General features: G+C 67.2%; 24 protein-coding genes. 7 read left to right on the forward strand and 17 right to left on the reverse strand.

Annotated features, from left to right (window positions below; all coding sequences use genetic code 11):
• The coding region (locus JK358_RS37605; protein ID WP_201958327.1) for a hypothetical protein at positions 1–437 on the forward strand (437 nt) is incomplete at its 5' end.
• A 263-nt stretch (positions 438–700) separates the two neighbouring features.
• Here the strand turns inward: JK358_RS37605 and JK358_RS37610 are convergent.
• From JK358_RS37610 to JK358_RS37630, 5 genes are all read right to left on the reverse strand, one after another.
• Complete coding sequence (locus tag JK358_RS37610; protein ID WP_201958329.1) at positions 701–976, reverse strand: hypothetical protein; 276 nt, start codon at positions 974–976, stop codon at positions 701–703.
• Between the two features lie 172 nt (positions 977–1,148).
• Positions 1,149–1,733, reverse strand: a complete 585-nt coding sequence (locus JK358_RS37615; protein ID WP_201958331.1) for a DUF2867 domain-containing protein — start codon at positions 1,731–1,733, stop codon at positions 1,149–1,151.
• Between the two features lie 623 nt (positions 1,734–2,356).
• Entirely contained in the window at positions 2,357–2,827 is a 471-nt protein-coding gene (locus JK358_RS37620) for a nitroreductase/quinone reductase family protein (RefSeq protein ID WP_201958339.1), read from the reverse strand.
• Positions 2,828–2,851: 24 nt separating this feature from the next.
• A complete protein-coding gene (locus JK358_RS37625) occupies positions 2,852–3,835 on the reverse strand; it encodes an aldo/keto reductase (RefSeq protein ID WP_201958341.1) in 984 nt (327 codons plus the stop codon).
• 82 nt (positions 3,836–3,917) lie between these two features.
• Positions 3,918–4,574 (reverse strand): TetR/AcrR family transcriptional regulator, encoded by a 657-nt coding sequence (locus tag JK358_RS37630; protein ID WP_201958343.1) that lies wholly within the window; start codon positions 4,572–4,574, stop codon positions 3,918–3,920.
• A 79-nt stretch (positions 4,575–4,653) separates the two neighbouring features.
• On the opposite strand from JK358_RS37630, the gene JK358_RS37635 reads away from it, so the two are divergent.
• Entirely contained in the window at positions 4,654–5,466 is an 813-nt protein-coding gene (locus JK358_RS37635) for a hypothetical protein (protein WP_201958345.1), read from the forward strand.
• 1 nt (position 5,467) lies between these two features.
• Here the strand turns inward: JK358_RS37635 and JK358_RS37640 are convergent, their stop codons facing one another.
• From JK358_RS37640 to JK358_RS37670, 7 genes are all read right to left on the reverse strand, one after another.
• Positions 5,468–5,671 carry a DUF397 domain-containing protein gene (locus JK358_RS37640; RefSeq protein ID WP_201958347.1) on the reverse strand — a complete coding sequence of 68 codons (204 nt, stop codon included), beginning with the start codon at positions 5,669–5,671 and terminating at the stop codon, positions 5,468–5,470.
• Positions 5,668–6,552: a helix-turn-helix domain-containing protein gene (locus JK358_RS37645; protein ID WP_201958348.1), complete on the reverse strand. Its 885-nt coding sequence runs from the start codon at positions 6,550–6,552 to the stop codon at positions 5,668–5,670. Before JK358_RS37645 ends, JK358_RS37640 begins: the two co-directional genes overlap by 4 nt.
• A 678-nt stretch (positions 6,553–7,230) precedes the next feature.
• Positions 7,231–10,566: a DUF4132 domain-containing protein gene (locus tag JK358_RS37650; protein ID WP_201958350.1), complete on the reverse strand. Its 3,336-nt coding sequence runs from the start codon at positions 10,564–10,566 to the stop codon at positions 7,231–7,233.
• Positions 10,567–10,953: 387 nt separating this feature from the next.
• Positions 10,954–12,168: an adenosylmethionine decarboxylase gene (speD, locus tag JK358_RS37655; protein ID WP_201958352.1), complete on the reverse strand. Its 1,215-nt coding sequence runs from the start codon at positions 12,166–12,168 to the stop codon at positions 10,954–10,956.
• Positions 12,169–12,176: 8 nt separating this feature from the next.
• Positions 12,177–13,277: a type III PLP-dependent enzyme gene (locus JK358_RS37660; RefSeq protein ID WP_201958354.1), complete on the reverse strand. Its 1,101-nt coding sequence runs from the start codon at positions 13,275–13,277 to the stop codon at positions 12,177–12,179.
• Positions 13,278–13,460: 183 nt separating this feature from the next.
• Positions 13,461–15,971 (reverse strand): DEAD/DEAH box helicase, encoded by a 2,511-nt coding sequence (locus JK358_RS37665; RefSeq protein WP_201958355.1) that lies wholly within the window; start codon positions 15,969–15,971, stop codon positions 13,461–13,463.
• Positions 15,972–15,998: 27 nt separating this feature from the next.
• On the reverse strand, positions 15,999–16,952 hold the full coding sequence (locus tag JK358_RS37670; RefSeq protein WP_201958356.1) for a proteasome assembly chaperone family protein: 954 nt from the start codon (positions 16,950–16,952) through the stop codon (positions 15,999–16,001).
• 297 nt (positions 16,953–17,249) lie between these two features.
• Here JK358_RS37670 and JK358_RS37675 point away from each other — a divergent pair, with 297 nt between their 5' ends.
• A complete protein-coding gene (locus tag JK358_RS37675; protein ID WP_201958357.1) occupies positions 17,250–17,921 on the forward strand; it encodes a DUF5642 family protein in 672 nt (223 codons plus the stop codon).
• A gap of 22 nt (positions 17,922–17,943) precedes the next feature.
• On the opposite strand, the gene JK358_RS37680 is transcribed toward JK358_RS37675, so the two are convergent.
• Positions 17,944–18,474 (reverse strand): hypothetical protein, encoded by a 531-nt coding sequence (locus JK358_RS37680; protein ID WP_201958358.1) that lies wholly within the window; start codon positions 18,472–18,474, stop codon positions 17,944–17,946.
• 323 nt (positions 18,475–18,797) lie between these two features.
• On the opposite strand from JK358_RS37680, the gene JK358_RS37685 reads away from it, so the two are divergent.
• The gene (locus tag JK358_RS37685) at positions 18,798–19,181 is read left to right on the forward strand and encodes a hypothetical protein (protein WP_201958359.1); all 384 of its coding nucleotides are present in this window, start codon (positions 18,798–18,800) and stop codon (positions 19,179–19,181) included.
• Positions 19,182–19,190: 9 nt separating this feature from the next.
• Here the strand turns inward: JK358_RS37685 and JK358_RS37690 are convergent, their stop codons facing one another.
• A complete protein-coding gene (locus tag JK358_RS37690) occupies positions 19,191–20,132 on the reverse strand; it encodes a helix-turn-helix transcriptional regulator (RefSeq protein WP_201958367.1) in 942 nt (313 codons plus the stop codon).
• 91 nt (positions 20,133–20,223) lie between these two features.
• Here JK358_RS37690 and JK358_RS37695 point away from each other — a divergent pair, with 91 nt between their 5' ends.
• Positions 20,224–20,649: a VOC family protein gene (locus JK358_RS37695; protein WP_201958373.1), complete on the forward strand. Its 426-nt coding sequence runs from the start codon at positions 20,224–20,226 to the stop codon at positions 20,647–20,649.
• A gap of 57 nt (positions 20,650–20,706) precedes the next feature.
• Here JK358_RS37695 and JK358_RS37700 read toward each other — a convergent pair whose 3' ends face one another.
• Positions 20,707–21,129 (reverse strand): hypothetical protein, encoded by a 423-nt coding sequence (locus JK358_RS37700; protein ID WP_201958375.1) that lies wholly within the window; start codon positions 21,127–21,129, stop codon positions 20,707–20,709.
• Positions 21,130–21,393: 264 nt separating this feature from the next.
• Here JK358_RS37700 and JK358_RS37705 point away from each other — a divergent pair, with 264 nt between their 5' ends.
• Positions 21,394–22,509 (forward strand): DUF4192 domain-containing protein, encoded by a 1,116-nt coding sequence (locus JK358_RS37705; RefSeq protein WP_201958378.1) that lies wholly within the window; start codon positions 21,394–21,396, stop codon positions 22,507–22,509.
• A gap of 116 nt (positions 22,510–22,625) precedes the next feature.
• Here the strand turns inward: JK358_RS37705 and galE are convergent, their stop codons facing one another.
• Complete coding sequence (galE, locus tag JK358_RS37710) at positions 22,626–23,606, reverse strand: UDP-glucose 4-epimerase GalE (protein WP_201958386.1); 981 nt, start codon at positions 23,604–23,606, stop codon at positions 22,626–22,628.
• A gap of 3 nt (positions 23,607–23,609) precedes the next feature.
• A complete protein-coding gene (locus tag JK358_RS37715) occupies positions 23,610–24,296 on the reverse strand; it encodes an iron-dependent transcriptional repressor DtxR (protein ID WP_201958388.1) in 687 nt (228 codons plus the stop codon).
• Between the two features lie 276 nt (positions 24,297–24,572).
• Here JK358_RS37715 and JK358_RS37720 point away from each other — a divergent pair, with 276 nt between their 5' ends.
• A complete protein-coding gene (locus JK358_RS37720) occupies positions 24,573–25,811 on the forward strand; it encodes an acetoin utilization protein AcuC (RefSeq protein WP_201958390.1) in 1,239 nt (412 codons plus the stop codon).
• The last annotated feature ends 147 nt before the right edge of the window (positions 25,812–25,958 follow it).

Below are 25,958 nucleotides of genomic sequence, written 5' to 3' on the forward strand. Positions count from 1 at the left end.
GGTTCGACGAGGTGGAGATCGTCACCGAATCAGCCCCATACCCGATGCCTTGTATCAGCTGCGGCTCACTGACGGAATCCACACTTACCGAGGCACTGGTCGGCGAAGATCGCCGGTGGGATATCGATGGGCAGTGCTCGATGTGTGGCGCGGTCTGGGCGGACTGCGGCTATCCGCAACCACTCCCGGGCTTTCGTGATGCCATCTTGGCCGCGAACAGAACTACTGTCCTCGAACTCGAATCGGTCGATGTGGCGGTAGCCACGCTGATGCGAGCACTGCGCCTGACTGGGCCCCTGTCGCTGGCGCAGGCCAAAGTCTTGGCCGAGCAGCTACACACGGCCGGCCTCGAAGGCACGCGTGTCGAGATAGAGATCATCATGCGCCAGCTCCGCCTAATGGGCGTGCCAGCGCGACTTCAACCTGATCGGCCGTAGCTGCCTGAGCCCGCGAGTGACGTCGCGTTGGACTCGCCAGATCAGTGCGTTCGGTCGAGGGCCGGGGCCGTCCCGAACCGAGCGTCCAGCGGCTAGAAGCGGACACATGGTGGGTACTTGTCGATGCCGCAGGGCTATGGCTTCGCGACGACTTGATAGGGGTCTTCGTAGATGATCATGCCGGGGTTGCCGGAGCATAGGCAGGTCCAGCCGATGCCGTGGTGATCGAGAATCTCGAGGTAGCCAGCGACCCGCATGATCATCTACATGGCGGACGCTTTGAACCAGGCTACTGCGCCCGGATGAAGACCGAGGTCGTAGACGGTCGGGTCGATAGTCGCGGGATCCTGGAGATTGCCTTGATACCAGGCATTTTCGCGCTGGCGGAACTGTTCTCGAGTAGCGGTCAGAATCCCGGAACGGGACAGTCCGTTGACCAGCGCGAAGATTCCAGGATAGCGGCCATGGCGGTTCGGTGCCGCCGACTGGAACCGAAGATAGGTTTGGTTGCCGGGGGCGGTCGTCGATGTCGGGGCCACCCGACGACCAGAGCAGCACAGAGTCGATCCCGCAACCTCTGCGCACGGAACTCAGGCAGTATGGTGCATTCGGTCGGCCCCAGATCGGTTCGGTCTGTTGGATCTTCGCCTGCCCGCGTCGGCCGGTTCGGCCAGCACGAACAGCGGCAGATGCGTGCGTTTCCCTTGGCTGTTACCGATCGGCCTCGTGCCATTCGCGCCCAATCATTCGGATCATCGACGGCCACACGATCAGACGGCGGAACGGCGCGATCACAGTCAGGTAGGCCACTCCCAGTGCACCGTTGGGTTTGACCAACACCGCCATCTGGCCGCGGCAGACTCCTGTCCCTTCATCGGGCACCCAGCCAACGTGCAGCACTGCGTGCACAGTCCGATTCGCGCTCTCCAACGCCCATTCGTCGCGCGTCAGGTACACCGAAGTGAACGGAATCGAGCGCAGGCCCGGGCCGGAGGGAGCATCACGCAGATCCGCCGGCAGCCTGTCGCGCAACGTCGGCACCCCGGTGCCGACGTCGAAATCGGGACGATCCCAGCCGAACAGCCTTCCGAGTTTCCACCGCAGCGCGAACAGCGCGCGGACCACCGGTGAACGGTGCGCCCCGGAGCCTTCCGCGAGCAGCCGCACCAAGCGGGGAAAGTCGCCGATGTCACCGGGTGTCGGCAACGCCCATACGTCGGCGAGCCGGAAGTCACCCGTGATCTCATGAATCCGCCATGGCCGGGCCGAATGCGCGGCCTTCGGTAGCCTCACCATGAGGTTGTCGACTCTCTACCGCCCGGGGTACTGATGACCATTCCCACCATTCACCGAGTGTCGCAGTTCGCGGACCGTTGAGACCCTCACGGCCCATCGGCGGGTCGCTCAGGCGTACCACGGGATCTCGGCCAATCGGGCTCAGGACACGGCGGCGCGGCCCGGGACCTTGAGTAACCGGTCGCAGGCACGGTCGGGCGACGGCGGTTGCCCGGTCCGTTTGCGCATCCGAGCCATGTAAAACCAAAACAGCCCAACGGAATTCGGTGCGAACCACTTCGCGCACAGGAGACAACTCGAGCATCGATGGCAAACGGTCGACGAGCCGGTCGAACGCGCTCAACTCGGCATTATGGGAAGGGCGACTGCGGTCGCCGTGATCGACCTGCGTCGAGAATTTGGAAGATGTTGACCGAGAACCCCTGTCGCCGGCCGTCTTGCCACCGGCAATCTGATGTCTGCGGAGATCGCTCCGCCGGCATCGGCCCCTGTCCGGCTTTCCCGGTCCGCCGGGCTTCGCCGGAATATCCCACCAGGATCCGGCCGTCCAGCCACGCCTCGTCAGGTAGAGGTTGAATCTCGAGTTCGATGGTGCCCATTTCAACTGGACGCGGTGTGAGTTGTCAGGTGGGGGTTGGTTCGAGGACTACTACGGCGGTTTCGGTGGAGCGGCGGGCGGCGTAGGCGTCCAGGTCGTGGTCGATTTCGCGCCAGCGGGACCAGAGGCGTTCTCGTTCTGGGCCTTGAGCGGCGTGGGCGTGGACTGTGCGGCGTTCGCCTTTGAGGTCGACGGTGGCGTCGGGGGTGGATTGGAGGTTCAGCCACCAGGCTGGTTCGCCGTTGGACCAGCCGTTCATGGCGAGGGTGACGAGGTTCGGGCCGTCTTCGAAGTAGCCGAGCATGACGCTGCGGGGGTGGCCGGTTCGGCGGCCGGTGACGGTGAGTTGCATTGTCCCCCAGTGGGTGTCGTCCTTGGGGGGCCAGAGGCCTAGTCGGGATCCGGTGGCACGGTAGACGGCTCGGTGGGTGTACCAGGCCAGCCGGATGAACCAGCGGGGTGGGAGGAAGGGGCGACGGCCGGGGGTGCTCGGCATTCGGGACCTCTTGGGGTGGTGCGGTTATTTGCCTGCGGCGCGGGCCAGTTCTTCGGGGTAGCGGGCTCCTGCGATGGCGTCGCGCGGAGCGGCGGCTTCGATGCGGGCCAGATCGTCTGCGGTGAGGGTGATGCCGGCGGCCGCGACGTTCTGTTCCAGGTAGGTGCGGCGCTTGGTGCCGGGGATCGGGACGACATCGGCGCCGCGGCTCAGTACCCACGCTAGCGCGAGTTGTCCTGGGGTGACGTCTTTTTCGGCTGCCAGATCTCGGAGTGCGGTGACTATCGCGAGGTTGGTGTCGATATTGCCGTCCGCGAAACGGGGGAGGCGGCGGCGCATGTCGTCGGCGGGCAGGTCGTCGGTGGAGGTGATGGAGCCGGTGAGGAAGCCGCGGCCCAGGGGGGAGAAGGGGACGATTCCGATGCCCAGTTCCCTTGCGGTGGGGACGATTTCGGCTTCGATGTCGCGGGTCCACAGCGACCATTCGCTCTGCAGTGCGGTGATCGGGTGGACGGCGTGCGCTCGTCGGATGGTGTCGGCCGAGGCTTCCGAGATTCCGAGGTGGCGCACCTTGCCCGCGGCTACCAGCTCCGACAGCGCGCCCCAGGTCTCCTCGATCGGAACGGTCGGATCGACCCGATGCTGGTAGTACAGGTCGATGTGATCGATGCCCAGTCGTGTCAGTGACTGTTCGGCGCACTGCTTCACATATGCCGCGTCTCCGCGTGCGCCCATGGATCCGTCCGCGCCCCAGACGATCCCGAATTTGGTGGCCACGATCGCCCGGTCGCGGCGATCGGCGATCGCGCGTCCCAGTAGTCGCTCATTCGTCTCCGGGCCGTACACGTTCGCCGTATCCAGCAGTGTCACACCGAGATCCAGTGCCCGATGGATGGTGGCGATCGACTCGTTGTCATCGTTGCGCACCCCGTAGGCCTGGCTCATGCCCATGAGTCCCAGTCCCTCCGCGCCGACGGTCAGCTCGCCGAGCTTCCTGGTCGCGATCATGCGGTTCCTCCTTCGTGACGACTGGATCGATCGTGAGCCGTGCTCACGTCCACCGACGCTAAGACCTGGAGTGCGCTCCAAGTCAAGCGGGCGCTCCGAGGGAGGCGGCCAGGTCGGTCAGCTCGTCGCGGTAGAGGGCGGCGGGGTCGGCGATCTGGGGGGCCAGGATGCCGTCCAGTTCGAGGGTTACCAGGCCGTGCATGCGACCCCAAATGCGCAGGGCCAGTGCGAGAGTGGCGGGTTGGAGATCGGGGAAGCGGGTGCGGGCCAGGGCCGCGAAGGACTGGTTCATCTCCGACCAGTCGTAGGGGTGGATGGTCTGGGGGAGGCGGGCCTGGGTCGCCAGGGAGACCAGGCCGAGGCAGAGGTCGTAATCGGCGGTGTCGGCGTGCTGGGCCGCGGCGCTGAAGACGAGGCGGAATTCGTGAGGGTGGGCCAAGGCCCAGTCGCGGTAGGCCAGGCCGTGGGCGATCAGCTGGGCGGCGGGGGTGTCGGCGGTGGCGCGGGCCGCCTCGAGGGTGTGGGCGAGGTCGGCGCGCAGGTCGGCGGCCAGGGTGGCGAGGAGGGCTTCGCGGGTGGGGAAGTAGGTGTAGGCGCTGCCCGAGGCCATGCCGAGTTCGCGGGCGACGGCCCGCAGGGAGACCGCGTCCACGCCGTCTTCGACCAGGTGTTTCAGGGCGACGGTCTTGATCTCTGCGGTGGTTTCGGCGCGGCGGCGCTCGCGGCGGGTAGCGGGCATGTGAGCAGCATACAGTGCACGGAAATTGATCAGTGGTTGAAAAATGAGCAGTGCTCAATTATGGTCGAGAAGTCATTGCTTGAACGAACGAGTTGATCGAGAGGTCGTCATGGACATCCGTGGATACGAAGTCGGGCCGATTCCGGCCGAAGCCGCTTTCACCTCGGACTTCGCCGTCGCCGACGGGGTCGAGATGAGCGAACTGGTGAACCTGCAGGAGATCGAGCGACGGGTGATGGATGCCAGGCCCGGCATGCTCATGAAGTACATGCCCGCCCGCTACGACGCCGTCACCGGCGCGATCCTCACCGGCGGGCGCTACCTGTTCGACACGTGGGACAACGTCGAGGAGTACCGGCGCTTCACGGCCGAGGAACTGGAATTCGAACCCGGCGTCACATTCTGGAGCCGCCCGTTCTTCCTCGGCGTGGACCGCCACATCTGGCGGGTCGCGGGTGCGGAGAACTTCACCCCGATCGCCGAACATGCCGTGGATCGATTCGAGCGGTTCACCTACGAAGGGGACGATCCGCGTGCGCTCCTGGAGGCCGTGTGGCCCGATATCCGCACTGCCGCAGTGGAATCCGGCCTCGATGCGGCCTGGCTGCTGTATCAGCCCGAAGAGCGGCAGATCGGCATCCACCTCGTCGCGGGGCGCGGCGCTGACACCGATCCGGTGGCCGATGCCGATGCGGCACTGCGGCACCTCGCCGCGATCCCGTCGCTCGCCGCACATCTTCCCCCGGAACTGAAGGCGCACAAGGTATTCGATCGCACCGCCATGATCGTCTCGCAGTGGCTGCCCAAGTCCCGCCTGGCCGGTGGCGCACCTACCGCCAACCCCATGACCCCGCCCCTGCCCGCCTGGACCGTCGAACCGCAGCCGGTCTAGCTCACCGCAGGTCGAACCTGCCGGCCCGCACCCCGGCGGTGAATCGGTCCCACGCCTCGGGGTGCAGGAACAGCGCGGGACCCGTCGGGTCCTTGCTGTCCCGCACGCCGACCGCGTCGGTGAGGAAAGCGACTTCGACGCACTCCTTCGACCCGCCGGAACGACTGCTCTTGAACCAATGTGCCTGCGCCAGATCCGCTTTCACGCTGAATACTCCTTCGCCGTCTGTCGTAGCAGAATCCTCGAATCCGCTTCGTCGAGTGCCGCCCGCCGGATTCGGTCGTATGCGGCTGCGTAGCAATCGACAACGCGAACCTTCTCCGAGTACATGTCGCCCGTGAACCCTTCGGCGTAGACCACGGTCGGTTCCACAGATCTGCCGTGGTTGTCGTGGCCGAAATCCAAGATCACGAATGGGCCGGTCTGCTCACCCGTAGGCATCCCCGCCGCGAATGGCAGCACGAGAATCGCGATATTCGGACGAGTGCTGGTGTCGGCCAGATGGCGCATCTGGGCTGCCATGATCGTCGGTCCTCCGATCGATCGACGCAGCACACTTTCGCTCAGCACCACGTGCAGTGCTGTCGGCCTGGTATTGCGGGTGATCAAAACCTGTCGCCGCATTCGAACCTGTACTCGCCCAGCGATTTCCGACTCTCTGGCATCGGGGTGGGCGGTGTGGATGAGGCGGCGCGCGTAGTCGGCGGTCTGCAGCAGGCCGGGGACCAGATCGGGCTGGTAGGTGGTGAGAACTCGGGCGCTGGACTCCAAACCCATGTAGACGCTGAAGTTCTCCGGTATCAGATCCCCGAACTCGTGCCACCACGATTTGACCGCTGCCTGCTGCGCCAGCCCCACCATGGCTTCGGTCATCCCGTTGTCGAAGTCGTAGATCCGGCACAGTTCGCGCACGTCGACCACGCGCACGCGGTCGGACTGTCCGCGTTCGAATCGCTGCAGCGTGCTCTTACCCCACTGCATCAGGTCGGCAGCCTCGACAATGGTTAGCCCCAGGGCTTCTCGGCCCTCGCGGAGGTACCGGCCGAGCTGGCGGCGCGGGAAGGTGCTGTCGGCTGCATCCGTCATGGCCTCGTCCTGACGTCCGGTCGAGCACGTGTGTTGGGAAAAGTGTGAGCCCAAAGTGGGAACCTCACACGGACTTCGGCTCAGATTTTTGGGATCCCAGAATTAGCGCCCACCTGAGTTCTGGGCGGGTGTGTGCTTGTCCTGTGCCGGTAATAGGTCGCCGGGACGCATCGAAGTCAATTCGCATCTGCCAGGAGGCGGTCATGCCTTGGGATATGTGGGCTCTGCTCTCGATCATCGGATTGTGTGTCGGCGTTATCGCGTGGTCCTGCTGGGGATTTCGCCGGGAACGGCGGGCGCGCAGAGGTGGGTCTCTACGGCTGGTTCTCACGGGCGGTGGCTACCTCGAAGTTCCCGGCAGTGGGCGGCCCGGTGGCTGCCACCGGGCTCATCGTCGTGACTGGCGGGAGTGGGCAACGGTTTTCGGTCGCTCCGGGGTGCGCGCGTGAACGCGGCCGAGGTGGCCGTGCTGGCGGCGTTGCATCCGGACCGCGTGCTGACCGCCGCGCAGGTGCAAGGTGCTGCCGCTCTGACCGGGTGGCGGACTCGGAATGCCTTGGCTCAACTGGAGTCTCGCGGCCTCATCCTGCCCAGCGCGCCCCGGGGACGTTGGCGGATCAGTCCCCGGGGCCGGGTGGCGCTGTTGACGAAAGGGCGGCGGTTCGCGTGAGGGCGGGCTCAGGCGGTCAATATCGTCAGGTCTCGGAGTAGTTCGGAGGCGGTGATCGGGTCCAGGTCGCCGAATACCGGGGTGCGCTCCGCAGAAGTGCGCGCGACGAGATGGACGGAGATCGGCTGCTTTTCGGAGCGGTCCGTTCTGCTGCTGATCAGGCCGCCGTCGTGGAGGCGGATGAGCACTGTGCCGCAGTCGACGTCGTGGGAGAGTTCGCTCCAGATGTCTTCCATGTAGTCGCCGCGCCGCCAGCCGCGTTGTGCGAGGTTCAGGAGTCTGCCCGCGGGGGCCTGCCGGTCCTGGAAGCGGGGGAGGGTGGTGGCTGTGCGTTCTTCCGGTGTGAGGGAATGGATGTCGCGGTGGAGCTGGGGGAAGGGTTGGAGGATCTCGTAGTCGGCGAAGAGTTCGCTCCAGAGGGGGAGATCCTGGCCCAGGTGCAGGGGGTGGGCTATGCCGAGGGTGGCGGTCGCGGGCACGGTGATCGTCTCGTCGGTGGCGTCGGCGTAGGTGCGGTCCTCGGCCATGCGGAAGGAACCGGTGACCGCGCCGTCGCTGTCGAAGGTTGCCCAGACCAGGCGGCGGGTCACCTGCCAGAGCAGCGGATGCTCGACGAACAGGCGGTGGTGGTCGGTGACCGACCAGCGGCGTTGCGCTGCCAGGGCGCGTTCGAAGCGGCGGATATGGCCTGCGGCAGCGGATTTCACCTCCTTCTTCAGGGTGGTGAAGGATTTGTAGGCGGCGGGCGCGAGGTCGGGGTCGTCGGTCGCCGTCGGTTTGGGGAGGGTTTTGCGAATGGTGGTGGGTTGCCAGCCGTCTTCGCCGGTGCGCACCGCGTCGAAGAGGATCGGGGTCAGGTGCTCGTCGAAGCTGACGACGAAACCCCTTGGACCGTAGTCGAGTTCGAGTGTTCCGTGGGCGTCGAGGCCGAAATCGGGGACCAGGCGGTCGGCGAGTTCCTCCGGAGTCAGCTCCAGGCCGGCCGCCAGTTCCGCGATCTTTTCCTGAGCGCTGGTGCGGATGCCCTTGAACTTCACCCGCTCGGAGATCCGGTGCAGCTGCATGAGCGCGATATCGGTGCCGATGACGAGCAGAGCGTCCAGGCCCGCCACCGCACGGGCGTGGCTCGACTCACCGGGCCAGCGGCGAATCCACGGACCCAATCGGCGGGCGGTCTCGTCGTCTCCGAACAGGCCGAGCGCGTGCAGGATCCAGCCGTCCTTGGACGGATAGTCGGCCAGCCGCCAGCTCTCGAACAGGCCCCAGGCGAACTCCGCCCGCGACTTCGGATCGAGTGCTTCCGACACGGCGGCCACACCGGCGTAGTCGCCGTGCGGGCCGCACAGCGCCAGCATGACGCACACATCGCGGACCGCCGAAACCGGCAGGGCCGCACCGCTGTCACGCAGGGCGAGCGGCGGAAGTGCGTGCGGGTCCAGCCATTTCGGCAAGGCGGGGATGCGCGCGGGCAGCCGCAGCAGCGGGTCGGTATCCAGCGCGACGCCGATCGCCTCGGCGACCTGATCGCCGAATCGCGCTGCGGCGCTGTCGATCGCGGCACGATGGCCGCGGTCGGCAAGCGCGCGCAGGGCCGATTCGGCCAGCAGGCGATGCTTTCCTGGTTTGCTCAGCGCCGCCGCGATCAGCTCCGGCAGCGCGGTGGCCAGGTGCCGGTCGAACCAGGTCAGCGCGTGTTCGCGGGCCTTCTTGCTGTCGAGCCAGCGCATCATGAGGGCGGTGACGGCGGTGCCGGTGACCGGCGCGAGAATCTGCCCGTGACTGCCCGCCCTGGACTGCACCATGGCCAGCACATACGGGAGGGCCTCGTCACCGAACCTGGCGAGGACGCGCGGCAGGATGTCGTCGCCGTCCCACAGCGGACCGGAGCCGGTCGTCGCCAGCAGCGGGCGCATCAATTCCTCCGGGGCGTGGACGAACAGATACGGCAGGGCATACGAATCCTGCGTGGTGGCCCCCGCGAGGGAGGCCGACCAGTCGGCTCGCAGCGAATCCCAGAGCGGGACGTACTGCTGCGCGCACTCCTCCCGCTCGCCCGGAGCCCAGTCCAGGCTGTTCGGCCGGGGTGCGACCAGATCGGGCAGGACGAGCGGCTTGATCCGGGTACGGGGGCGCTCCCACGGTGGAATCCGCAGGACCTCAGGCAATTCCGTGCGGTCGGCGATGCGCGACGGTCCCGCGAGCAGGTCGGCGACCGCCGCTGCCTCGGGTGCGGTCGGGGGCACCGCGCGGGCTGCCAGCCGCAGCAGGGCCAGCCCGAGGGCGGACTGCTTCGCGACCGGCGGCAGCAGTCGCAGCGCACGGCGGGGGTAGCGCCGCACGGTCCGGTCGATCACCGGTGGAACACGGGGGCGATCGATGCGGGCGAGCAGTGCGGAAAACGCGTAGTCGGAAGGCAATTGGGCCAGCGCGTAGGTCAGCGCGGACACCTCGGCGCTCTCCAGATCGGGCTGGTCGATCAGGCGATCGACCAGGGGAGCGCAACCCGCGCCGAATCGAGCCAGCGCGGTGTAGAGCGCCGGCCAGCCGTCGAAATCGGCGAGCGGATCCTCCTGCAGCGCTTCGACGATGCGCGTCAGCTCGGCCGATGTGCCGGCCGAGGCGAGCAGCAGGGCCGCGGAACGATCGAACCGCGCGTTGGGGATCGGATGCCGGGTGTCCTCGGCGACCCACTCGCGTTCGGTGGGAGCCAGGAAGGACGTCGCGATGCGAATCCGTGTGTCGGTGGCCTGGTTTCGGAGCTCACCGAGCCGCGCCACCACCTGGCGGTACTCGGCGTCGGAGGCGTGGGCCAGCAGGTGGCGCACCCGCACGATATTGATGTGCAGTGAATGGATCCGGTGCCACGGCTTGTACACCGACCTGAGGTAGGGCGCGACGAGTGCGGCCGCCCCCGAGCCCATCCGCAGGTCGAGCTCGTGCACCACCGCCTCGGCCGCGAAGCCGAGACCCCGCGTGCTCACCCAGGCGTCCACGGTCCGCCCGGAACCGCCGTAGTGGGATCGGCTGATGAGTCCGTCGACGACATACGCCAGGACGGCGGCTCCCAGCGGGGAGCAGGTTTCGGGATCGGTCATCGCCGCCTTCGCGGCAGCGGCGATCTCACTCGACCCGGAACCGGCGATTCCGTCGAACAGCTGGGTCAGCGAAACATGATGCCGGAGAACGATATCGGCAAGCGCCGACGCCGCGGAACCGTCGAGCGTGATCGGTTGCTGTGGGCTGAGACCGCGAACCGGGAAGCCGCGCTCCCACCATGCGGCGGGTGCTTCCCAGCTGTCCTCATCCCAATCGGCAACGGCCGGAACGGCATCGGTGTCGTGCATGATCCCCCGAATCGTGGAGCGCTGTCGGGGCGACTCTAACGGTCCGGCCCGACAATCGATTCGGGAGAGGCCGTTACGGGTGGGCGGGACGGCTGACCGGTGTGGCGGGGCGGCGAGTGGTCTCACCGAGTACGGACAGAACAGTCCAGGGGTGATGGAAGTTCGCGAAGAATGCCATGGTGACACCTCTTTCCGGCGGGTCGTGCGGTCATGAACCGTCCATAGTGGACTCGGATTCATGCCACGTCAAGGAAAATCTCGAATCGCCGTGGCGCGGGTCATAATTGACGCTGTATGTGACCTGGTGCGCAATTTCTGGTGTCGGGCAATGAAAAACGCAGTGCCCCACACGAATTCGTGCGGGGCACTGCGCTCGGAACAGATCGGCTAGACGCTCACGCCCACACGCAGGGCGTGCGGCTCGATCGCGCCGCGGACCAGGGCCCGCTCGTCGATGGTCTCGGCCTTGTAGGGCAGGGTCGAGAGGGTGGCGGTCATCTTCGCGACCGGATCCTCGATCGCCTTCGGGGTGCCGAAGATGAAGGTCCACTCGTGCTCGTCGGAGACGTAGGGCACGACGGTCTCGAACAGGTTGTGGAAGCGGGTCCACGAACGCTTGAGGGTTTCGTTGCGCCACATGGTCTGACAGCCGGCCTGCGCCGCCAGCACGCCGCCCTCGGCGAGCAGCGCCTTGCAGCGGTTGAGGAAATCATCCTCGTACAGGCGGTTGTGCTGGGCATCCTCGACACGCTCATCGGGCAGGTCGATGCAGATGAGGTCGTAGCGGACACCCGCGGCCTCGGCCTTGGCGAGGAAATCCCAGCCGTCGGCGTAGTGCATCTTGATCGGGCCGGTCTGCGCGACCGCCTCGGCCAGATCCGCCTGCGAGTAGCCGTAGGGGAGGTGCTCGGCGCACAGCTCCACCTCGAGCTGGTCGATGTCGACATGGTCGACGAGCGACGCGCCCGCGGCCACCGACATCTGCGAGGCGACACCCTCACCGGAACCGATGATGAGGACCTTGTCGAGCTTGCTCGCCAGCGCGTACCCCGGGACCAGCATGGCCTCGTGGTAGGTGAGCTGCGAGAACTCGGTCGACTGCCGATCGTCGTCGGAGAACAGGGAGATGCCCTGCTCGGTCTTGGCGATCACCATGTGCTGGAACGGGGTGTTCGTATCCACGATCACCTCGGACATGTTCCACACGCGGGTCATACCCTCGCCGACGGGCTCATGGATCCGGCGGGCGCTGTGGCCGCGCTGGATGACCTCCATGTTGACCGACTTCGGCGACAGCTCCTCCTTGAGCAGCTCCACTGCCTTGGTGGCACCGGAACCGATGCTGCCGCACGTGAATACGTCGACGAAGATGTCACCCGACTCCGGATAGGTGTGGATGGAGGCATGCGACTCCGCCAGGAGGGCCAGGATGGTGACACCCTGCGGCTCGAATTGCTTGCGCACGACATCGCAAATGGTCACCCCCGCGGCGACCAGCGATTTTCGAAGCGCGGTTTCGAGCCGTTCGAGGTCGTCACAGAGGGCTGCGTCGACACCACCGAACTCGGCCAGCACATGCCAGCCGGTGAATTCTGCCGTCATAAGCGAACTCACTCTCGCTCAGCGCCACTGACATGCACAGTCAGAGGCGGAAAACCGTTGAAGGACACCGACGAATAGCTCGCCGTATAAGCGCCGGTTTCGAGGATTCGAACTGAATCACCGGCTCGCAACGTGGTCGGAAGAAGGACCCGCGTGCGTTGATAGAGTACATCGTCGCCATCGCAGGTCGGACCAGCGATCACGACCTCATCCATCGGATCCGCGTCGCGGTCGGTCTGGAATCGGTATGCGATGTACTCGTTCTCGGTTTCGGCCATGCCGTTGTAGCGACCGATATCGAGGTATACCCAGCGCCGCCCGTCCGGCGCGGTGCGAACATTCACCACCTCGGCGTGGATCACGCCGGTGTTGCCCACCAGGGCACGACCGGGTTCCACCACCAGGTGAGTGTGTTCCGGGAGCAGGGTGGCGGCCGCGTGCGCGATCACCGTACCCAGCTCGTCGATGCCAGGAGCCGCGTCGGCGTACGAAATCGGAAGTCCCCCACCGATATTCACCGCCGTCACCGGAATGTCCTTGACCGCAAGGGCTTCGGTGATGGCCGCGGCCTGCTCGATGCCGATCTTCCATGCGATCGGATCCAGCTGCTGCGAACCCACATGGAAGTAGGGGCCGACCACCTTCAGGCCCAGATCATTGGCGCGCACCAGCAGATGCACGGCCTCACCGGGCGCGCAACCGAACTTGGTGCCGAACGGCGTCTGCGACGCCGGCGCCGAAGCCAGGAACCGGCACTCCACCTCGGAACCCGGCGCATGCTCGGCGATGCGTTCCAGATCGTCCTCGGTGTCGAAGGCGTAGCGTCGCACGCCCGCCGCATAGGCGGTGGCGATCTGCGAGGCCTTCTTGATGGGGTTCCCGTAACACATGACGGCCGGGTCGACGCCCTGCGCGATGCAGAGCTCGATCTCGCCGATACTGGCGACGTCGAACTCGGCGCCCTCGTCATTCAGCAGCCGGATGATCTCCGGCACGGGACTCGCCTTGACGGCGAAGCGAATTCGCGCGGTGGGTAGCGCGGCATGCAGTGCGCGGTAGTTCGCGCGGACCCGGTTCAGGTCGATGACCAGACAGGGCGACTCGGGCACGTTTCGATCGGTCAATCTAAGGGAACTCTTCTCGTTCGGGCGCGAAGGCGGCGACAGGCAACAGTGCGCGAGAATACACGCGTTTGCCTACGAAAAACGAACCGGCGCCCGAACGAACTTTTCACCCTACTACCCGGTCAGCTGCGCGAACCGGGCATAGGGGGCTTACCGAGTGTGACCGGTTCAACCCGCGGACACGGTGACCTCGTCGAATACCACCTCACCGGCGGCATCGGACTCGGCCAGATCCACGGTGGCCTCGATGGCCCAGCCGTGGTCGCCATTGGGGTCGTCGAGCACCTGACGCACATGCCAGAACTCGGGGCGCTGCTCGATCTGGAACAGCTTCGGGCCGCGCGCGTTCGGGCCGGTGCCGATCTCTTCGTACTCGTCGAAGTAGGGGCCCAGCTCGGCCTCCCAGTCCAGTTCGTCGCCGAGTTCCTCGAGCGCCTCCCAGCGCCCGAAGGCGGCCAGCTCGAGGCGGCGGAACATGGCATTGCGCACCAGGACTCGGAAGGACCGCTCGTTGGCCGTGATGGGCCGGACCGTCTCCGCGCCGAAAGCCACCTGCTCGGTATCGGTTTCCGCGCCCGGATTGGTGAGCTGCTCCCATTCGTCCAGCAGGCTCGAATCGACCTGGCGGATGAGCTCGCCCAGCCACTCGGTGATGTCGTCGAGCTCCTCGGTGCGCGCCTGCTCGGGCACGGTACGACGCAGCGCGCGGTAGGCGTCGGCCAGGTAGCGCAGCACCACGCCCTCCGAGCGCGCCAGCTCGTACTGGGACACCAGTTCGGCGAAGGTGAGCGAGCGCTCCACCATCTCGCGCACCACCGATTTGGGCGAGGGCTCGAACTCCGACACCCAGGGGTGACCGCCCTTGTAGGTCTCGAAGGCGGGCAGGATGAGTTCCTCGGCCAGGGGTTTGGGCCAGGTGACCTCCTCGAGGAGTTCCATGCGCTCCTCGTATTCGATGCCGTCGGCCTTCATCAGCGCGACCGCCTCACCGCGCGCCTTGTGCTGCTGCGCCATGAGCAGCTGGCGCGGATCCTCGAGGGTCGCCTCGATGATGGAGATGACATCGAGGGTGTAGGTCGGCGACTCCTTGTCCAGCAGCTCCAGCGCGGCCAGCGCGAAGGGGGACAGCGGCTGGTCGAGTGCGAAATCGCGCTGCAGGTCCACCATGAGCCGCGCGTGGCGGCCGTACTGATCGGGTTCGTCGAGCTGCTGCACCACACCCGCGTCGCGCAGCGCGCGGTACAGGCGGATCGCCTTCAGAATGTGGCGGCGCTGCGCCGCGCGGGGCTCGTGGTTCTCCTCCAGCAGATGCCGCATGGCGTAGAAGCAGTTGCCCTTGCGCGCAATCACATTCAGCAGCATGGAGTTGGTGACAGTGAACCGCGACACCATCGGCTCGGGCGAGGCCGCCACCAGCCGGTCGAAGGTCTCCTCCGACCAGGACACGAACCCCTCGGGCGGCTTGCGCTTCTGAACCTTCTTGAGCTTCTTCGGATCGTCCCCGGCCTTGGCGATCAGCCGCGCGTTCTCCACCTCGTGCTCGGGGGCCTGCACCACCACCGTGCCCATGGTGTCGAACCCGGCCCGCCCGGCCCGCCCCGAAATCTGATGGAACTCACGGGCATTGAGCCGCCGCGTGCGCACCCCGTCGTATTTGGTGAGCCCGGTCAGCATGACCGTGCGAATCGGCACATTGATGCCGACGCCGAGAGTGTCCGTGCCGCAGACGACTTTGAGCAGCCCGTCCTGCGCCAGCTTCTCCACCAGCCGCCGGTACTTGGGCAGCATGCCCGCGTGATGCACCCCGATCCCGTGCCGGATGAACCGCGACAGCGTCTTGCCGAACCCGGTCGCGAACCGGAATTCGCCCAGCGCCTCGGCAATGGCGTCCTTCTCGGCCTTGGACGCGAAGTTCACGCTCATCAACGCCTGCGCGCGCTCCATGGCGGCGGCCTGCGTGAAGTGCACGACGTACACCGGCGCGAGGCTGGTGGTCACCAGGTCTTCGAGCGTCTCGGTGATCGGCGTCCGCACATACGAGAAGCTCAGCGGCACCGGCCGTTCCGCTCCCGACACGGTCGCCGTGGACCGCCCGGTCCGGCGGGTGAGGTCCTCCGCGAAGAAGTCGACCTCACCCAAAGTGGCCGACATCAGCAGGAATTGCGCATTCGGCAACTCGATCAGCGGCACCTGCCAGGCCCACCCGCGATCCGGATCCGCGTAGTAGTGGAACTCGTCCATGATGACCTGGCCGACATTCGCCGCATCGCCCTCCCGCAGCGCGAGATTCGCCAGAATCTCCGCGGTGGCACAGATGATCGGCGCTTCGGGATTGACGGCCGCGTCTCCGGTCACCATCCCGACCCGATCCGCCCCGAACACCTCGCACAGCGCGAAGAACTTCTCGCTCACCAGCGCCTTGATCGGCGCGGTGTAGTAACTCCGCTGCCCCTTGTTGAGCGCCGCGAAATGCGCGCCCAGCGCCACCATCGACTTACCCGATCCGGTGGGCGTAGCCAGAATGACATTCGCCCCGGTCACCAGCTCGAGCAGCGCCTCCTCCTGCGCTGGATACAGCGTCAACCCCTGTCCGAGCGCCCACTCCGCGAAAGTCTCATACAACCAGTCCGGATCGACATCGGAGACGGCCTGATCGGGAATGAGTTCGGAAAGCTGCACGCCGGACAACGTTACCGCTAGGCGCCCCTAGTGCAGATCTCCGCCGTCCGCGCCGTCGCCGTCGGCGAATCCCGCCTGCTCGGCCAGGAACTTCTCGAACTCCGCTCCGAGTTCGTCGCCGGTGGGGAGTTCGTTCTCGCTTGCCAGGAGGCTGGCTTTGCGTTCCTCGGCGGTGATGAAGGAGTCGTACTGGCGCTCGAGGGCCTGGACTACGGTTTCCACCTCGGAGTTTCCGGAGATGTGCTCGTTGACCTGTTCGCGGACCCGGGCGGCCTGTTCGGTGAGGGCCTTGAGGGGGAGTTCGAGGCCGGCGTTCTCGGCGACGTTCTCGAGGAGGGTTTGCGCGGCCTCGGGGTAGGCGGTCTGGGTGAGGTAGTGGGGCACGTGGACCGAGAAGCCGACGGACTCGTGACCGTGCTGTGCCATGCGGTATTCCAGCAGGGACGAGGCGCTGCCGGGGACCTGGAGTTCGCCGGGCCAGCCCTGATGGTCACCGATGAGGTCACGGTTGCTGGCGTGAGCGGTCACACCGAGGGGACGGGTGTGCGGGGTGGCCATGGGGATGGCCGAGAGGCCGATGGTGCGGCGCACGCCCAGCTGTTCGGACAGCAGCCGCACCGCGGTGACGAACTTCTCCCACCGCAGGTCCGGTTCCAGTCCGGACAGCAGCAGGAACGGGGTGCCCGCCGTGTCCTTGACCGCCCAGAGATTCAGTTCGGGCTCGGAGTAGTCCGAGAAGTGATCCGTTTTGAAGGTCATCAGCGGGCGACGGGAGCGGTAGTCGAGCAGCTCGTCCATATCGAACGAGGCGACGAGCTCCGATTCCAGGCTCTCCCGCAGATGCGTGGTGGCCAGGCGGACAGCGTGCCCGGCGTCGGTGAAGCCTTCCAGACCGTGCACCAGAACCGGACCCGAGCCGTCGGCCGACGACAACTGCGGAGCCGGGAACTCCAACTCGTACATGCGCGACTCGTAGTCCATCGCGTACTCCTTCCTGCGTGACCCTCCGCGCTGCGGCGGCGGTGCCGGTGGGCACTACCGGTGCGGCGAACCCTGCGCTGCCGCGGGTCCTTCATCGCGGCGGCGCGGTCGGGGACCTTCCACATTGTCCCTCATGCGGCGGCACGTCGTGCACCGCCCGCACCCCGGCTGCAACCACGCTACGCCGGGACGCATTCCCGGGATCGGGGCACTGCGGCGTGGCAATCCGTGTGAACAGCAGAAATTCGGCATAGTGGACCGGTGATTTCGCCGGATTCCGCTGTCAGGCTGTGCCGTATGCCCGTCCGCGTCATAGGGGTGGCGGTGCTCGGCTGCGTCCTCGCCGCCTGCGGCAATTCGGTGTCGGGGCAACCCGTCGCGGCACGCGGACCGGTCACCACCGCGAAACCGGACAGCGGGCTGGCGAAGCTGCTGCCCAACGCGTCCGCGTTCCCGTCCAACTATCCGGCGATCACCCTGCCCGCCGATGCGGCCGGACAGGCCGCGCACGATCTCGACGGCGTCCTGCCGGGCTCACTGGTCGAACCCAGCGCCTGCACCCCGCCCACACCGGGGGCCGGACCCGCCATCTCCGTCGGCACCGATGACGAAACCCGTTCGACCCTCACCGTCGAACTGGTGCGCACCGATCAACCGCTGTCGACCCTGCGAGATCAGTTGCAGCGCTGCGGCACCATGCAGGTCAGCCACGGCGGGACCACCGCCACCGTCACCACCGAACTCGATCCGCCGCCACCGCTGGACGCCGACGACACCCTGGCGCTGCGGCGCACCGTGAAATCCGAATCAGGCGCGGGCGGAACCACTCGCCGCATGCAGAGCCTCCTCGGCCAGATCGGGGATGTGCGAATCAACGTGACCTACATGACCTTCGGCGACGGCAAGGCCGATGCCGAATCCCTCGACTCCCTGTTCACCACCACGGTGAGCAAGGTCCGCAAGGGATAGCACCGCTCTCGCGGCCGGGGCCTCAGCAACCGGAGCCGCTCGCGGAACCACTACCCGCCGAACCACTTCCGGCCGATCCGCTGCCGAACGAGCCGCTCGCCGAACCGCTGCCCGCCGAACCCGAACCCGCGGAACCGGATCCGGCCGAACCGCTCGGCACCAGCGAGCAGTAGTCGGCGCGGCCGACATTGTGGACGACCGACACCATGGACACGCCCTGACGGACGCCGACGGTGTAGGTGCCCTCGGCGGTCGGCCACCACTCGTGCGAGGCGGACACCAGGCCATTGGTGACGGTGGGGTAGGCGGTGCCGATGACCGCGCCGTTGACCAGGAACTCCACCAACTCGAGCTTGCCGGTCCCGGACAGGCCGGTAGTGATGGAACAGCCTGCCGCGATACCGCATTCGGTGCCGGGAGTGCGGCCGAGGACGCTGACCCCGTCCACTCCCGCCGCGGCCGGTCCGGCCGTCAGCACCGATCCGGCGAAGGCGGTGAAGGCCACAGCGACCGCCGCCCCGAACAGTTTTCGCGTCACGGATGTAGTTTTCATCGAATCATTCCTTCCGGCGCCGAGGGGTTGGCGCCGGGCGGACTGTAACAGTGCACAGTCGCGCTTTTTGTTGAAATGAAAAGTGCTGCAACATGATTCGGTTACCGTATGAATTCGCAGCAGTTCCGGGAGGAGAGGCACGATTCGCACACGAAAGACATTTCTCGGGGTCGCGTGGTGTGCGATGCTCGCCAGCTCCACCGCCTGCTCCTTGCCGGCCACCGACTACAGCGCCGAAGCCGAGAAGCTCCGCACGCAGATCTCGGCCATGCCGGGCGTGCAGAGCGTCGAGGTGTCCCACGCCCGAATACGTGCGGTGGAACGTGCTACTGCCGCTCGCCGCCGACCGGGAAACCGAGATTCGCCGGCAGCTGTCCGAAATCCCTTGGGTCGCGACATCCATCGGTATCGAAGGCGGCCATATCAGCGCGCTGTCGGTGCGGAACCCGGATCCGGTGGCCATCGACCCCGACGATGCGTATACCGAATTGGCCGACACCGTGCGAATAGTGGGTCCGACCATCGGCCACCCCCTGCGCCTGAATTGGAAATGGCTCGTCGAATACACCGACGGCAAACGCAACGAGGGCTCGGTCCACGCCGCCGGCTGCGATTACTCCATTCCCGACGGCAACAGTGACGCGCTCAGCGCCGCCGCTCTCGACGTCCAGACCAGGCTGCGCGTGCAGTTCGAGACCTGCGGGTGAGTTCACGTCTCAGGCGCGGTACCGCTCGACGAGTTCCGTGCCCAGCCGGGCGAGCTCGCGGCGAACCGAATCCGGTTCGGTCACTTCGATGGACGCACCCCATCCGGCCAGCTGCTGAGCGATCATGAGCGGCGTCGGGGCGGTGATGCTCACCCGGATACGGCCATCGCCCGCCGGGCCGTCCACGACGCAGTGGCGTCCCTGCTGGTGCCGCAGCACCGGGAGCAGACGCTCGGGGACGAGCACGGTGGCCGCGAGGGTGGACCGATGGCGCTCGACCTCCTCCACCACCTCCGACCAGGCCGTCGACAGGTCGAAATCCGCGGGGCGCTGCGCTGGTTCGTCGGTGACCTCCACCTCCGCCATGCGGTCCACTCGAAAAGTGCGCTGTCCGTTCGCGGTTCCGGCCACCAGGTACCAGATGCCGTCCTTGTCCACCATGCCCCACGGATCGACCACCCGCTCGGTGCGACTGCCCGCGCGGGCGTAGCCGAACCGAATCCTGCGGCGGCGCACGATCGCTCGCTGCAGCACCGTCACCGGTTCCGGCGGTTCCTCGTCGCGTTCGCCCCAGCGCGCACTGTCGACCACCACCGCGCCGGCCGCCGCCTCCGCCTCGAGCCGGAAGGGTTGCGGCAGGGCGCGCAACAGTTTTCGCAGTGCGGACTTGGTGGCGGGCTCGGCAGTGGCGACCGGGCCGAGCAGCAGGAACAGCGCCTGCGCCTCGCTGGCGGTGAGCCCGCTCAGGTCCGTGCGCGCGCCGCCGACCAGCGCCCAGCCGCCGCCTCGTCCGGCCTGCGGATAGACCGGAATTCCGGCCGCGGACAAGGCTTCCAGGTCGCGGCGCGCGGTCGCCACCGACACCTCGAGTTCCGCCGCGACCTCGGCCGCGGTCACCTTGCCCCGGGTCTGCATGAACAGCAGCGTGGCCACCAATCGATCCGCTCGCACATTCGGAGATTCTGCCCGGAAAAGTGCTCATTCGGTGAGCACTTTGACCGAGATGATGGATACATCCCACCGAACGATGAAGGAGATCGAGATGCTGCGAGGCATGGCGACCGTGTGCTACTACGCCGACGACCTGGAAGCCGCCAAGGACTGGTACACCGAATTGCTCGGCATCCCACCGTATTTCCACGTGCCGGGCGGATACTACGAATTCCGCATCGGCGACTATCAGGCCGAACTCGGCATCATCAACCGCAGATTCGCCCCCACCCACCCCGACCAGCCGGGCGGTCAGCAGGTGAACTGGCACGTCGACGATATCGCCGCCACCCTGCGCCGCCTGGTCGACCTCGGCGCGAAGGAACTCGAGCCGATCACCGAACGCGGCACCGGCTCCGGGTTCGTCACCGCCTCGGTGGTCGACCCGTTCGGCAATGTGCTGGGCATCATGTACAACCCGCACTACGTCGAAATTCTCGAAAAGGTCCGCCCCGCCGCCACACTCGGCACCGCATAACCCCCCGATCCTCCAGCGCAGGAGCCGGCCTCTGCCCCGCCCGGCTCCTGAAGGGGACTAGCCCGCCGAACCGGTGGGCAGCAGACCGCCCGCCGAACCCGTGGCCGGATTCGGGTTCTGCAGGGTGTGCTCGATCGTGCCCATGTAGTTGCCCTGGCGGGCGGTGATGGTGTACCTGCCGTAGGCATTGGGCACCCAGGTGACCTCGGCGGTCGTGGCGTCGTCCCAGGTCTCGGCCCACGGGACGGAGTAGCCGATGACCGTGCCGTTCACCGCGACGGCGACCTGCTCGTAGCGGTTCGCGCCGGTGAGGCGGACCCGGATGTAGCAGGGCTTGCCGACCGTGCACTGCTCGGTGTCGGAGACGTTGTCGACGCGCAGGCGGTCGACTTCGGCGGCGGCCGAGGGGGCGAGCAGGGCGGGTACGGCGACCACGGCCATGGCGGCCACAGTGAGGCCGGTGAGCTTCGTGCTCTTCATCGCACGCTGTACTTCCTTTCCAGCACCCGGTGTGGGCGCCGAGCCGGACTGTAACAACGTCGTGCCGATCGGTCGGGCGAAATGAAATAAGTTCATTTCGAAGTTGTGTTCGCCGGAGACGGTAGCAGCGGGCACCGACAGGATTGCGCCCCAAGGGATTCCGCCACGCCGAAGTCATGCACAGGTTGGTGTCCTCCACAGGCGATCGGAAAAGCCCAGGTCGGCGTCTCGGGATGGTCGGAGGTCCGGCGCAGCCTCGACGGCATGACAACACCCAGCGAACCACCGCCGACCGAACTGCACCTGCGTGACCCGGGCGATTTCATCGCGGCCGTACCCGCCATGCTCGGCTTCCCGCCGATCCGATCCCTGGTGGTGACCGTGCTGCGACCCGAACCCGAGACGCCCGGCAGCGCCGCCGTGGACATGGTGGCGCGCCTCGATCTGGAGAACTCCGGGCGGGCGGCCACCGCCGAACTGGTCGAACGGGCGGCGGGAATCTGCCTGCGGCACAAGGCCGTCGCGGTGCTCGCCCTCATCATCGACGACCGCGCCACCCGGCCGACCACCCGCCACCACGGTGTGCGCTCACGCAAACATCGCGATCTCGCCGCCGCGCTGGAACATCGGCTGGACGTCGACGATGTGCCCCTGGCCGGGGCCTGGGCCGTGCGCGAAATCGGCCCGGACCTGGAGTGGTGGAGTGTGAGCGGGCCGAAACGCTTCGGCGTGCAGACCGATCCGGCGGCCTCGATGATCACGCTGCGGCATGTGCTGGAGGGGCATCCGCTGCGCGGCTCGCGCGCCGAGCTCACCGAATTGGTCGAGATGGACGAAACCGCCAGTGCGGCCGTGGCACTGGCGCTCGACGCCGCGGTGACCGCCGCGGCCGACCGGCTGGCTCGCGCGGTGCAGCGGGGCGATCCGGAGGGTTACACCCTGGGTGAACTCCGGAAAGTGCTGTGGCATCTGTCCAATGTCGGCAACGAGGTCCGGCTCGCTCCCGAGGAACTCGCGGAAACAGCCGTGGCCCTGCGGGATTCGAGAGTCCGCGACGTCATGTTCGCGCTCGCGCCCGGCCCGCACGCCGAGGCGGCCGAAGCCCTGTGGCTCCAGCTCACCCGCGCACTGCCCGATCCGGATCGTGCGGAAGCCGCTGCGCTGCTGGGGTATTGCGCCTATGCGCGCGGTGACGGCCCGCTGGCCGGCGTCGCGCTGGAAACCGCGCTGACCTCCGATCCGGAGCATCGGATGGCCGTGCTGCTGGATACGGCCCTGCAGAGTGGGATGCGGCCGGATCGATTGAGCCGCCTCGCCGATACCGGCCGCTCGACCGCCGCGGATCTGGGCGTGGACCTCGAGTCCGAGGTCGCGCGATGATCTCGGAACTCACGCGACCCGCCACTGCCGAGATGAGCGCGGCAGCCCGGCGGCGCACCCGAGAAAGCCGCGCCCACCGGGGTGGACGCGGCATCACGAGGTGCGGGGTGGTGCGCTCAGCGGGCGCTGTGCGCGCGATCGCCGAGCGACCGCAGGAACTCCCAGGCATCGGAGACGATCTCGTCGAGATCGGTGTGCTCGGGCTGCCAGCCGAGTTCGGCGACGGCACGCGCGCTGGAGGCGACCAGAACAGCCGGATCACCGGCGCGGCGCGGCGCGTCGACCGAGGCGATCGGCAGGCCGGTGACCCGCGCGCACGCCGAAATCACCTCGCGCACCGAGAAACCGGTGCCGCTGCCCAGATTGACGATGCGGTGCGCACCCGGCTGCGACTGCGACAGGGCCAGCAGGTGTGCCTGGGCGAGATCGCGAATGTGGATGTAGTCGCGCACGGCGGTGCCGTCCGGCGTCGGATAGTCGGTGCCGAACACCGAGATCGACTCACGATGGCCCAGCGCCGTCTGCAGCACGAGGGGGATGAGATGCGTTTCCACCACCCGGTTCTCACCGAGCCCGGCGTACGCGCCCGCCACATTGAAGTACCGCAGGCTGGTGGCCGCCAGCCCGTGCGCCACCGCGTAGGAGGTGATGGCGTAGTCGATGGAAAGCTTCGACGCCCCATACGGATTCGTCGGCTGCTTCGGCGCTTCCTCGACGATGGGCACCTGCTCCGGCTCGCCGTACACGGCCGCCGTCGAGGAGAACACCAGCCGCGGCGTGCCGGCGTCGCGCATGGCCTCGAGCAGCGCCAGCGTCTTCACCACATTGCCGTGCCAGTACTTCTCCGGCTGCACCACCGATTCGCCCACCAGCGACTGCGCCGCGAAATGCAGCACCCCGTCGAAGGATTCGCTACCGATCAGCTCCACGCCGGCCGTCGCGATATCGCCCTCGACGAACTTCGCCCCGGCCGGAACGCCGTCGGCATTGCCGGTGGTCAGATCATCGACCACCACCACCTCGTGGCCGTCCTCGAGCAGAACCTGCGCGCAGACGCCACCGACGTAGCCCGCGCCTCCGGTAACCAGCAGTTTCAAGTGTCAGACCAACTTCACCTGGACGGCGTGCGCCATCTCGTCGGACAGTTCGAATCCCTCGTGGCCCGGAACCAGGATGACCACCGAACCCGGACGGGTCTCCACGTTCACGCGCGCGTCCGGCACCACGCCGGCCTCCCGCAGCTGGCCGATGATCTCCGGATCGGTCTGGATGTGCTCGGACAGCCGGCGCACCACGACCGCGGCGTTCTGGCCCGCGGGCAGATCCGACAGGCGAACCAGCTTCTCCTCCGAACCGGCGGACGGGGTCACGCCCAGCTCGTCCAGGCCCGGAATCGGGTTGCCGTAGGGGGAGGTGGTGGGGTGGTTGAGCACCTCGACCAGGCGGCGCTCCACCTCCTCGCTCATCACATGCTCCCAGCGGCAGGCCTCGGCGTGCACGTTCTGCCAGTCCAGGCCGATGATGTCGACCAGCAACCGCTCGGCCAGCCGATGCTTGCGCATGACGGAGATCGCCATGGCGCGACCCTTGTCGGTCAGTTCGAGGTGGCGGTCACCGGCGACGGTCAGCAGACCGTCGCGCTCCATACGCGCGACAGTCTGGCTCACAGTGGGCCCACTCTGTTCGAGGCGCTCGGCGATGCGAGCGCGCAAAGGCGTGACGCCCTCCTCCTCGAGGTCGTAAATGGTACGGAGGTACATCTCCGTGGTGTCGACCAGATCCTTCACCTGTTTAACCCCTTCGTCGTGCACGAATTCTACCCATGCGCGGCGGCTGCACCGGGCGCCAGCATATTTCGCGAACGCACCGACAACACCCAGGACGGCCTGCGTGTTCCCTGCGTGTTTCCCGGGTCACAGCCGAAGGTTCCAGGAATGACAGCCGGAGGCCTCAGGGATACCACAGCCGAAGGTCACGGGGATCGCGTAGCAGAGCGTCTCACGAATTACAGCGTTGTGGTGTCACCAGCCTACGAACCCCGCCGAGCCGTTAGCGTGGCAGGTATGCCTGGCCGAACACGCGCGGACGGAACCGTCGTCTGGACCGATCGATTCCTCGACTACACGTGGACGCCGGAGCATCCGATGCGGCCGGTTCGGCTGCAGTTCACGATGGCGTTGGCGCAGGGGCTCGGGCTGCTCGACGGGGTGGAGACGCTGGGGCCCGATGCCGCGCCGGAGTCGGAGCTGCTGCGGGTGCACACCCATGACTACGTCGAGGCCGTCAAACACGCACGCCAGCCTCCCGGGACGCCACCCGTCGCACCGCCGTTCGGACTCGGGTCGGCCGACAATCCGGTCTTTCCGCATATGCACGAGGCGGCCTCGATCATCGTGGGCGGGACGCTGGCGGCGGCGCGCGAGATCGCGGCGGGGCGGACGCGACGGGCGGTGAGCATCGGCGGCGGAATGCATCACGCCATGCCGGATTCGGCGGCCGGGTTCTGCGTGTACAACGATGCGGCCGTGGCTATTTCGTGGCTGCTCGACAATGGTTTCGATCGCATCGCCTATCTCGATGTGGACGTGCATCACGGGGACGGCGTGCAGCGCATGTTCTACGGCGATCCGCGGGTGCTGACGGTGTCGATCCACCAGCATCCGGCGACGCTGTGGCCCAATACCGGGTGGCCCGAGGAAACCGGGATGGGCAAGGGGGAGGGGACGGCGATCAATCTCCCGATCATGCCGGGCACTCGGGATGCGCTGTGGCTACGCGGTTTCCATGCCGTGGTGCCCGGGGCGCTGGCGGCCTTCCGGCCGCAGATCGTGATCAGTCAGTGCGGGGTCGACACGCATCGTGAGGATCCGCTGGCCGATCTGGAATTGAGTGTGGACGGGCAGCGGGCGGCGTTTCTCGCCATGCGTGATCTGGCCGACCGCTATGCGGAGGGGCGCTGGCTGGCCATCGGCGGCGGGGGATACGGGCTCGTCCGGGTGGTGCCGCGCGCGTGGACGCACCTGCTGGCCGCCGCCCTCGACCGCGATATCGACCCGGCCACCCCCACGCCGGCCGCATGGCGGGAGCAGGTGGCGGCCTACGCGCCGACCGTCGCCCCGCCGGGCACCATGGGAGACGGTGGCGACACCGCCTTCGACGCCTGGGATGGCCCCGGCGGCGGTCGCGACACCGGTGACGAGCGCGCCGACCGCGCTCGCCGCGCCCTCGATGTATCCGTATTGGCAACACGCCGAGCGACTTTCGGGCTGCTCGGCCTGGATCCGGAGGATCCCCGTGACTGACCCCACCGAGCCCGCGGCACAGCAGGGCAATGGATCGGATCCCGGAGGGACGAACCCGCCCACAACCCCCGCCGCGCCCGCGACCCCCGCTGCCGGAACGCCCGCGTCCGCCGGAGCCCCGGAGTTCGCCGGAACCGCTGCGGACGC

Origin of the sequence: Nocardia acididurans (assembly GCF_016741815.1) — a bacterium.
GTDB lineage: Bacteria > Actinomycetota > Actinomycetes > Mycobacteriales > Mycobacteriaceae > Nocardia > Nocardia acididurans.